Genomic DNA, 10127 nt, shown 5'->3' on the forward strand with positions numbered 1-10127 from the left:
CTCAGAACAGGTACGAGTACTGGCGCAGGGCGGCGTCGAGGGCGTCCCGGCACTCGGCGAGCGCGGAACCGGGCGCGTTCTCGAGGTCCACGCAGATGCTCTCCAGCCGCGCCGCCTCGGTGTCGTCGACGAACGGGACCACCTTGGTCCTGGCCCTGGCGACCAGCGCCACCACCTCCGGGTCGGCGACCGCGACGGTGACCGACCGGGCCGGTGTCCCGTCGACGGTCCTGGTCTCCATCGTGGTGCGGACCCGGCGGGCGACCTCGACCAGCTGCGTCCGGTCCTTGGTGACCCCGAACGACACGTCGTCGTGCAGCATTTGGCGGCCGGTGAGCTGGTCGACCACGGTGATGTAGAGGATGCCCTCGACGTTGTACTCGTAGGTGATGGTGAACGCGGCGTCCTGCTGGGACCGGGTCGGGTCGACCGGGACGACCCACTCCTTGAGCACCACGTTGTCCTCGTGGTCGACCGGCTTGGTCGGGTCGCCCTCGATGACCTGGACCCGCACGTCGCGCTGGCCGGGCTGGGCTGGGAGGTAGCCGTCGGTCGCCTTGGCCGGCAGCTGGTGGTTGCGCGGGATGAGCTCGCTGAAGCGCTGCCGGTGGCCGTCGTCGACCACGATCGTGCCGAGCGCGTGCTCGGTGGCCACGAAGAAGTCCTTGTCCAGCTGCCCGGCCAGGATCGCCGAGGCGATGGCGGCGCCCTGGGCGACCGCGGTCATCGGGTCGCAGCCGGTGGCTGGCTCCCGGCGCAGCAGGTCCGACACCAGCTGGCGCGCGGCCGGGATCTTGCTGCTGCCGCCGACCATCACCAGCTGGTCGATCCCGTTCGGACCGATGGACAGGTCGGCGAGGCACTGTTCGATCGGTTGCCGGACCTCCTCGAGCCTGTCGTCGATCGCCTTGAGGAACAGCTCGCGGGCCACCGGGAAGTACCGGCCGTCCGGCAGCCGGAGGTTCGTCTCGTCCTGGGTGGACAGCAGGATCTTCGCCCGCTCCACCTCCAGCCGGAACTGCGCCTGCTCGGTGCCGCTCCAGGACGGCCGCGACGGGAGGTGTGCGATGATGGCGGCGGCGAACGCCTCGTCGAGGTCGATGCCGCCGGACCGCGGGATGCCCTTCGACGCCCGCTCGATGAACACGCCCTCGATCGTCTCGAGCACGGTGACGTCCAGCGTGCCGCCACCCCAGTCGAACACCAGCACGTTCTGGTCCTGGGTCGCGTCGACCGAGTACGCCATCGCCGCGGCGGTCGGCTCGTTCACCAGGGCCCGCACCTCGATACCGGCGAGCCCGGCGCACACCTTGGTGCGGAAGCGCGCCAGGCCTCTGCTGTTGGCGGGGATTGTGACCACCGACCGGTCGACGCTCACACCGGGCGAGGCGGTGCGGAGGTGCGCGAACAGCAGCGCCGCCGCCTCCTCGACCGACACCTGGTGCCCGCCGATGTCCACGGTGTTCTCGGTGGCGAACAGCCGCTTGACCGCACCGAGGGTCGGGGCGGCGCCGTGTTTGGCGCCCCAGCCGAACGAGACCTGCCTACCGTGGTCGATCCCGATCACCGACGGGAGGACCCGGTCGAAGCCGAGTTCGGCCCACTCGGCCGGTGGCTCGTCGATGGTCAGCACCTCGGCCTCGGTGCCGTTCCACTGCGCGAGCACGGAGTTGGTCGTGCCGAAGTCGATGCCGAACGGGTTCATCGCACACCCTCCCGCTGGCCGCCCGTGGCCGCGGGCTCGACCCGCTCGGCCTGTCCCATGACGACGGGTCTCCCGGTGACGCGGTCCCGGTAGCCGGGGCGCAGCACGCGCAGCCGGCTGCCGGTGCCGCCGAGGACGTCGAAGTAGTCGTGCTCGTGCGGGTCGGTGACCCGCTCCAGCCCCGCCTGGACGAGCCACTCGTCGACCAGGGAGGCTAGCTCCGCCGAGGGGCGCTCGGCGCCGACCGCCTCGGCGAACCGAGCCAGCTGGTGCAGGTGGGCTATGCGCTCGCCCGCGGCGGCCACGATCTGCCGGCGCAGCCCGTCGTAGGCGTCGACCGCCACCCCCGAGGACGGTTCGCGCACGATGGTCGCCACCTCGATCTTCTCGATGGACCGCGAGATCCGGTCGACCGCACGCTCCAGTTCGGACAACCGGTGGAGCAGGTGGCGTTGGTGTCTGGTCATAGCTCGGTTCCTTCTGGTGTCTGGTAGCCGTAGTCGAACCGGACGACGTGCGGGAGCACCTCGGCCAGGAGCAGGTCCACGTCGTCGGCGAGCCCCGCGGTCAAAGTGTCCACATCGGACGGCGTGGTCTCGGTCCGCCGGGTCAGCGGGGTTGGCGCCGGCGCGAAGAACCCTTCGCCGGCTGGCGCGAACACCCGGGGGTCGGCGGGCACGCGGTACGTGTCGACCTCGTTGGACGGGTCCGCGTGGTTGTTCTGGATCTCGTGCAGCGCCCAGGTGAGGTCCTCGGTGCTGATCCGGTCGGTGCCGGCACGCCGGATTCGCCTGGCCGCCCTGGCGAAGCTCCTGCGGGCCGCGTCCGGCTCGCAGCCGTAGTCGACGCCGAGCAACAGGTACGGGTTCCTGGTGACCATGTCCGCCTCAACTTCCCAGCACTCGTTGTGCCTTGAGCTCCAGATCGGCGCAGTGGTCGAGGAAGCCCAGGACCATGTCGCGCACGTCGGCGTCCTCGAGCTTGCGCACCCACGGCCGCAGCTGCGCCTTGGTCCGCTGGCAGGCGTCGACCGTCTCGGCCACCTGGCCGCGCGCACGGAACCACAGCGGGGAACCACGCTGAACCCGGTCGAGTACGTCCAGCGCCGCGTTGTACAGGTCGACCAGCGTGCCGATCTCACGCTTGCGGGAGAACGCGAGGTTGAGGGTGATGCGGCGGACGCACAGCTCGCGGAGCCCCGCCACCGCCTCCCGCTGCTCGGCGTCGAGGGCGGCGACCCGGCCCTCGTACGCGCCGAACAGGTCGACGACGCCGTCGGCGAGCTCCTCGTCCTGCTCGGTGACATGGTGGGCCAGCGTGGCGACCGCGAGCAGGGCCAGGACGACCTGGTCCCGTTCCGGCAGGCCGCGCACCTTGGTGACCAGCGCACGCGCGACGATTCCCGCCATGTTGTCCGGGTCGTCGATGTGGCCGAGCAGGAAGTCGATGGTCTGGTGGACCAGCTCGTCGCGAGCCGTGCACAGCCACTCGGGCGCGGCCGCCCAGTCCTGGATGGTGGCGAGCACGTCGACGACCGAGAGGAACATGTCCTCGGCGGCGACCGCGAGGTGGTAGCGCGCATCGAGGGTGTCGCGGTGCGGCGAGGCGCGCAGGCTGTTCGGGGCGGTGAGCCAGGCCGCGTCGTGGGTCGCGAGCGCGGCCACGACCGCCCGGAAGTCGTCGAGGTCGATCCGCTCGACGACGATCGAGCGCAGCGGCTCCCGCAGGACGGTCGGAAGGGCGCGCCGGTCGGATCCGTCGCCGGCCCAGAGCTTGCCGTCGTCGCTCCGCCAGGCGGCGAGCGCCTGGCGGGCGGCGTTGACCCGCATGGCGGTCGTCGGCCCCTCGCGGACGATCCGGCCGAGGTGGCCGGCCGCGAGCTCGGGATCGAGATGCGCGGCGACGACACCGATGTTGGCCAGCAGCGCCACCGAGTAGCTGCCCTCGATGGCCTGCTCCAGCTCGCGCATCGCGCCGTGGTGGTCACCGAGGTTGTGCAGCCCGCAGGCCAGGAGGTTCTGCGCCTCGTCGCGCACCGCCTCGCCGGTCGCCAGCTCGAGGCAGCGGCGGGCGGCGTCGGTTGCCCGCTGCCAGTCGGCGAGGAAGAGGTGCTCACGGGCGGCGGTCAGGTCGAGCCACTCGAAGAAGTCGGAGAACCCGCGGACCAGTTCACCGCCGGCGCCACGGAGGCGTTCGGCGCCGAAGAGGCGCACGAGCGGGAGCCAGGTGCTGCGGTCGGCGAGCAGCGGGCCGGTGAGCAGCGCGGCCGGCTCCTCGCCAGCGTCGGCGCGGGTGATCACGTCGGTGAGCAGCCGAGCGACCTCGCGGTGCGCGGGCAGCACGTGGCCGGCCACGACGTCCTGGGGACGGCGACGTAGGACGTGGTCGACGCTCGCGGCGTGGCGGGCCATCGGCGAAGTGCGGTCCGGGTCGGTGGGGTCGGTGGGGTCGGTGCCGCCGGCCAGCAGGCGCCGGCGGATCGCCTCGTCCCGGTGACCCACCCGCTCGAGCTGGGCGTCGCTCAGCCGGTCCGGTGCGATCCGGGCGGTGAGGTAGGCCTGCTGGTCGTCCGGCCTGCCGGCGGACACGGTGGCCAGATCGGTCACCTTGCCGGCGTCGATCAGGTCGTCGACCACGGCCAGCGGCGCGTCGTCCAGGGACACCGCGACCGCCAGGCCGGGGTCGGGGTCGGCCGCGGCGTGGAGCACCGCGAGGCGGCCGCGGGCACCGAGCAGCGCGCTCGAACCGGCCGCTCGAGCGTCGAGCAGGTGGACGAGCTCGACCGGCACCGGGAACGTGCCGGCGCGGGTGACGTGGTCGTCGATCCGCTGGCGGGGCGGGTGGCCGGCCAGGCCAAGCGCCCGCTGCGCGAGCGCGGCCAGAGGCTCGGTCCCGGCGAAGGCCCGCAGCGCGGGTGCGAGCCGTTCGGCCGCACCGGGGACCTGCCGGAGCTGGGCGAGCAGCGCGGCGACGATCGCGATCTTGCGGCGGTACCGGTCCGGTGGCAGTGCGGCGGCCGCGGCCACCACCTCGGCGGCGTCGCCGCGCCGGGCCCCGTGCACCAGGGTGAGCCAGGTCGTCTCGGTCCGGCTGAGCCCGCATCCGCCGAGGAGGTCGGGCCGGCCGAGCGCGAGCAGGTCGAGCGCGGCGACCCGTCGGGCCCACGGCACCGTGGCGAGCGCGTCGAACGCGTGGCGCAGCAGCAGGTCAGCCGGCCAGGGCAGCGAGCCGTCACCGGTCACGGCGTGCCGGAGGATCGGCCCGACCGGGCTGCGGAGCACCGGCGTGTCGGGGCCGGGGCCGGGATCGGTCGTGGCCGGCAGGTCGCCGGGCGCGACCGTGAGCGTGCGGCCGTTGTGCAGCAACAACGTGCAGTCGTCGGCACCGCGGGCGACGAGCATCGCGGGCCGCTTGCGCAGGCCGGCGCGGCGCCGGTGCAGACCGCCGAGGACCGTGACCGTGGCGAGCGGCACGCCGTCGGAGACCAGGGTCGTCGGGGTGCCGCAGGACGCGCAGGGTGACGCGAGGACGTCGCCGGGCAGGTCGGCGCCGCACGCGAGACACATGGCGCCGTCGGGGTCACGGAGCGCCCGGCCGACCGGGACCGGCCGCACCTGCCGGACGAGCGAACGGGCCAGCGCACGGTCCGGTCCCGGGAGGACAGCGGCGGGGGTGGGCGCCGCGCGACGAGTCACGGGCCGGTCGTGCCGGGGTTCGTCGCGCTGGTGGGCGGGTGCCCCGCACTGGTCGCAGAAGTTGTCCACCGGCGCCAGTTCACGGCCGCACGAAGAACACAACTTGGCAACGAGCACGGATCGTACCGGGGACACATTTCCTCCTACGCCGGTCAGTCCACACTGGACTTTGTCTGCGGTGGCGTACCAATCCGGCGAATCGACATTCCCGTTCGGGTCGTTACAGTTCGTTTCCCCCGCGCGGGAATTGTTCACGAACTGGCCAACGAGAACGGGAGCAGCGCACATGACCCGCCGGATATCCCCGCCACGGGTGAGGGAAATCCGTGTGGCCAGGAAATACGTGCGCGATCCGGCTCTGGTCCACGCCGAGGGGAGGGGATCCGCCGCGATCTCGCGCGTTTTCCACCTCGATCCGGAGTAACGATCGCCGAGGATCTCCGACTCATCCGACAGCACGAACGAGGCGGGACAACCGTCGTCACCGAAAAGGGAGAAAGTCCATGGAAGCGGTCATCGTACTGCTCGTCGTCGCAGCGGTCGTCGGTGGCGTGATCTGGAACCACCGCAACAAGTCCGCCGCGTTCGAGGGCGTCGAGTTCCGGATCTCCGAGCCGCCGGCCGCGGTCGCCGCCGCGGTCGCCGCCCTGTACTGCCGCGGCGCCAAAGCCGTCGTGAAGAGCGCGTTCTCGCGGATCTCGGTGACCCCGGTCGGCGCCGGCGGATTCACCTTCGGCACGAAACGCGGCGACGAGGGGCAGATCGAGATTCACCCCAATGGCAGCGGCTCGATCGTCCGCGCCAGCACGAGCGAGCTGTACATCGGCAGCACCCACAACCCGAGGGAAGCGTCCGGCATCAAAGCCCTATCGTACGCCATCACGCACCTCATCTTCCTGATGCTGCGCCTCGCGCCGTACGCGGCGAACATGAAGCGGTTCCAGCGCGGCCTGGAGCACAAGCTCCAGAAGCAGGTCAGCCGCCAGATCAGCAGGTGAACTCCCGTTTCGGAGCAGGGCGCATGAAAACAATCTTCCTGAGTTACCGGACGGACGACAGCGTCCACGCCACAATGGCGATCTCGGACCGGCTGGCGGGGCACTTCGGCCGGGAACGCGTGTTCCGCGACCACGACTCGCTGCGGGTCGGCACGCTCTACCCCCGGCGCATCCGCAGCGCCCTGGAGCGCAGCGACGTCGTGCTGGCGGTGATCGGTCCGCGCTGGCTCGAGTCGCGGGACGGCCGGGACCGCCGGCGTATCGACGACCCACGCGACTGGGTCCGCGTCGAGCTCCGGATGGCGTTCCGCCAGGAGATCCCGGTGGTGCCGGTCCTGCTCGACGGGACACCGCTGCCCGCCAGGGAACAGCTGCCGGAGGACCTCGGGCTGTTGCCGCTCTCGACGTTCCACCAGGTCCGGCACCAGAGCTGGGCCGCCGACCTCCAGGCGCTCGTCGAGAAGCTCGACCCCGACGCGACCGTGCCGCCGCCGGCCGGCGCCTCGAACGTGCAGCACACCACGGTCGGCGGGAACGGTGTCGCCTACGTGAGCCAGAACGGGTCCCAGGTGATCAAGACGCACGGGCGGGACGGGGCACGGGGATGAACCAGCCGAGCCGCCGTTTCACCACACAGAACCAGCAGGGCAACAACGCGTCGGGCAGTGGGACGGTCTACTCGGTCCAGAACGGCAACCAGCGGATCAACAACACCACGAACAACAACCTGAACGTCACGAACAACAACACGTTCCGGCAGGCGCGTTCGCGCGCCGGCTGGGCGGTGCTGGTGATCCTCGCGGTGGACGTGGCGTTCTTCTTCTACGGGCAGGCTGCCTACACCGGCCGGACGGGGGACTCCGGCGACCTGTGGCGCGCCGGGATCTTCCTCGTGCTCATGCTCACCACGGGAACCCTCGTCCGGCGCTGGTTCCGGAGCCGGTGGTAAGTAGCCTGACGTGGTGGGACTCAGCTACTGCACCGAAACGTCCGCCGCGGACTGGATCGTCGGGTCTCGTGCGCCGTGGCATCGCCTGGTCACTTTCGGGCCGCCGGTTTTCGAGGCGTACGCGCGGCTTCGGTTCATTCCCGATCCCAGCCGGCCCGGCCAGGCGGAAGCGGACGTCGACGTTCCCGACGACCATCTTTCCGACTTCGCGCAGGCGCGGTTGGCGCTGCGCCGGCTGGCGCGGTTCACCGACACGCCTGGGGATTGCTACTTCTGCGCCTGGGACGGGTACTCGGACATCGAGTTCCCGCCCGCGGTGCGGGATGGGCGGATGGTGGACCTCACGCACCGGCGCTACGCCATGCTCCGCGGATCGCTGGGCGACACCGACGATTGGGAGAAGAGCCTCGGCTCCGAAGGGCCGTGTCCGCCGCCCGCGCTCGTGTGGCCGGCGGACCACCGGTGGTGTTTCGCGAGTGACGTGGATCCGCACTGGGCCGGGATCGGGGCCGAGCAGGCCGCCGTGGACGCGCTCGTGGACGACTCCCGGCTCGACGTCGTGTCGGCCCGCGCGGACGACGTCCACCCTGCTTACGGCTGATCACCGCACGCGTTCGAAGATGGCGGCCAGGCCCTGGCCGCCGCCGATGCACATGGTCTCCAGGGCGTAGCGGGCGGCGCGGCGGTCGAGCTCGTGGAGCAGGGTGGTCAGAACTCGGGCACAGGTCGCGCCCACCGGGTGGCCGAGTGAGATGCCGGAGCCGTTGACGTTGAGGCGGTCGAAGTCGGTGGCGGCGAGACGCCACGCCGCGGTCACCGCCAGTACCTGTGCGGCGAACGCCTCGTTCAGCTCGATCAGGTCCATGTCGGCCAGGCGGAGGACTGCTCTGGTCAGCGCCCGGTCGGTCGCGGGCACTGGGCCGAGGCCCATCCTGGCGGGCTCGACCCCGGCCACGGCCCAGGTGACCAGGCGGGCCAGGGGGCGCAGGCCGAGCGCCTCGGCGTGGTCGCGGGTGGTCACGACGCAGACGGCGGCGCCGTCGTTCTGGCCGCTGGCGTTCCCGGCGGTCACCGTGGCGGACGAGTCCTGTTTGGACATCACCGGGCGGAGCCGGGCCAGGGACTCGGGTGTCGTGTCGGCGCGGGGGTGCTCGTCGCGGGTCACGTCGCCGACGGGGACCAGCTCGTTGTCGAACAGGCCCTCCTGTTGGGCGCGGATGGCGCGCTGGTGCGACGACACCGCCAGCGCGTCCTGGGCTTCCCGGGTGATGCCGAACTCCCGGCGGAGGTTCTCCGCGGTCTCAACCATTCCGCCGGGGACGGGGAAGTTCGTTCCGCCGGCGGTCACCCGGCTGCGGGCCAGTCGGTCGGCGAGTTCGACGGTGCCCCGGGTGCCCCAGCGTAGGGCTGGGGTGTAGTGCTCCACCTGGCTCATGCTTTCCGCGCCGCCGGCTATCACGACGTCCGCAACGCCGGTCTGCACGCGCATCGCGGCGTCCAGGACGGCCCAGAGGTCGGAGCCGCAGCGGCGGTCGAGTTGCAGCCCGGGCACGGCGACGCCAAGGCCGGCGTCCAGGGCGGCTACCCGGCCGAGTGGCGGGGCCTCGCCGTTCGGGTGGCACTGGCCGAGGATCACGTCGTCCACGGACGACAGGCCGGTGCGGGCCACGAGCTCGCGGAGCACGGTCGCGGCGAGCGACACCGCCGGCACGTCCCGGAACACGCCGCCGAAGTGGCCGATCGGGGTGCGCAGCGGAGCGCAGATCACGGCGTCGCGCATGTCACGAGTCCGTGAAGAAGCGTTCGCCGGACAGGAACCGGCGGCGGGCTTCCGCGCTGGTGCGGCCCTTGAGCAGGGCGATCGTGGTGCTCTCGTGCGCCAGGAAGGAGCCGTCCACCGACGAGGACGCGGACGCGGAGAGCGCCTTGAGGCCGAACAGCACCTCCGCGGGCAGGTCAGCGAAGCCGGCGACCACGGCTGACGCCGCCGCGTGGGTCTCCCCCGGCTCGGTGAGCTCGTTGACCAGGCCCAGGTCGGCGGCCTCCGTCGCGGTCAGGCGCCGGCGGCGCAGCAGGAGGTCCATGGTGCGGCGGTAGCCGACCAGGCGGTGCAGGTCCCGGACCAGGCCGCCGTCGGCGAGCATTCCCGCGGCGGCGGCCGGGTGGGCGAAGAACGCCGACCGGCTCGCCACCACCAGGTCACACGCGAGCACCAGCGCGAACCGATGCCGATCGCGTAGCCCTCCACCGCGGCCATCGGGGACCGGCCGCTGAGTTCGAGCACACACTCTCCGGTCGACAGCACGACAGCACGCGTACCTGCCTCGAAGTTCTGGATCACCTGGACCCACGTGTTGACCATCCGGCCAGTGTGCGCCCGAGGCGACACACGAGCGACCGGATATCCCAGCTCACTCGGAATCGGCCCATTGGGTCGGTCGGTTCGGGGTCACCCGGCGGGGTATGGGCCAGGGGGGTCGTCGATCGAGAAGCTCGTAAGATCCGGTGGGTTCAACCTGACGCCCAGCGCGAGCAACTCCTAATGCCGGCGGAAATGCCGCGAGCGAGTGGCAGTCTCCTGTTCGGTAGGGGACCGTAGCTGCGTACTGTCGGTGTTTCTGGGCAAAATGGTGCCTGAGGTTCCCCCCGTTTGCCGGACACCAGTGGTGTGGGGTCAGTGATCTTGGTCTGACCTGGTGTGCAGGGCTTCGAACGTGACGGGGCTGTGCATGCCGATGCTGGAGTGTCGGCGTTTCGGGTTGTACCAGCACTCTATCCAT

Annotated in this window: 10 protein-coding genes; 4 read left to right on the forward strand and 6 right to left on the reverse strand. The window is 71.5% G+C overall.

Annotated elements, in window-relative coordinates; genetic code table 11:
- Position 1 precedes the first annotated feature (1 nt).
- From JT362_RS34925 to JT362_RS34940, 4 genes are read right to left on the reverse strand one after another with little or no spacing between them, the layout of a single operon-like run.
- A complete protein-coding gene (locus tag JT362_RS34925) occupies positions 2 to 1705 on the reverse strand; it encodes an Hsp70 family protein (RefSeq protein ID WP_260196232.1) in 1704 nt (567 codons plus the stop codon).
- Positions 1702 to 2172, reverse strand: a complete 471-nt coding sequence (locus tag JT362_RS34930; RefSeq protein WP_260196233.1) for a hypothetical protein — start codon at positions 2170 to 2172, stop codon at positions 1702 to 1704. The genes JT362_RS34925 and JT362_RS34930 overlap by 4 nt, the downstream gene beginning before the upstream one ends.
- A complete protein-coding gene (locus JT362_RS34935) occupies positions 2169 to 2585 on the reverse strand; it encodes a hypothetical protein (protein ID WP_260196234.1) in 417 nt (138 codons plus the stop codon). Before JT362_RS34935 ends, JT362_RS34930 begins: the two co-directional genes overlap by 4 nt.
- 7 nt (positions 2586 to 2592) lie before the next feature.
- Positions 2593 to 5400, reverse strand: a complete 2808-nt coding sequence (locus tag JT362_RS34940; protein WP_260196235.1) for a hypothetical protein — start codon at positions 5398 to 5400, stop codon at positions 2593 to 2595.
- A 503-nt stretch (positions 5401 to 5903) separates the two neighbouring features.
- Here JT362_RS34940 and JT362_RS34945 point away from each other — a divergent pair.
- The 4 genes from JT362_RS34945 to JT362_RS34960 are packed head-to-tail and all read left to right on the forward strand — an operon-like array spanning position 5904 to position 7948.
- The gene (locus JT362_RS34945) at positions 5904 to 6398 is read left to right on the forward strand and encodes a hypothetical protein (RefSeq protein ID WP_260196237.1); all 495 of its coding nucleotides are present in this window, start codon (positions 5904 to 5906) and stop codon (positions 6396 to 6398) included.
- Between the two features lie 23 nt (positions 6399 to 6421).
- Positions 6422 to 7006 carry a toll/interleukin-1 receptor domain-containing protein gene (locus tag JT362_RS34950; protein ID WP_260196238.1) on the forward strand — a complete coding sequence of 195 codons (585 nt, stop codon included), beginning with the start codon at positions 6422 to 6424 and terminating at the stop codon, positions 7004 to 7006.
- Entirely contained in the window at positions 7003 to 7347 is a 345-nt protein-coding gene (locus tag JT362_RS34955) for a hypothetical protein (RefSeq protein ID WP_260196239.1), read from the forward strand. Before JT362_RS34950 ends, JT362_RS34955 begins: the two co-directional genes overlap by 4 nt.
- A gap of 13 nt (positions 7348 to 7360) precedes the next feature.
- Entirely contained in the window at positions 7361 to 7948 is a 588-nt protein-coding gene (locus tag JT362_RS34960) for a hypothetical protein (RefSeq protein ID WP_260196240.1), read from the forward strand.
- Here the strand turns inward: JT362_RS34960 and JT362_RS34965 are convergent, their stop codons facing one another.
- Both JT362_RS34965 and JT362_RS34970 read right to left on the reverse strand, forming a co-directional pair.
- Positions 7949 to 9127, reverse strand: a complete 1179-nt coding sequence (locus tag JT362_RS34965; protein WP_260196241.1) for an acetyl-CoA C-acetyltransferase — start codon at positions 9125 to 9127, stop codon at positions 7949 to 7951.
- Between the two features lies 1 nt (position 9128).
- Complete coding sequence (locus JT362_RS34970; RefSeq protein ID WP_260196242.1) at positions 9129 to 9560, reverse strand: enoyl-CoA hydratase/isomerase family protein; 432 nt, start codon at positions 9558 to 9560, stop codon at positions 9129 to 9131.
- Between the last annotated feature and the right edge of the window lie 567 nt (positions 9561 to 10127).

Source organism: Actinophytocola gossypii (assembly GCF_025165815.1).
Lineage (GTDB): Bacteria > Actinomycetota > Actinomycetes > Mycobacteriales > Pseudonocardiaceae > Actinophytocola > Actinophytocola gossypii.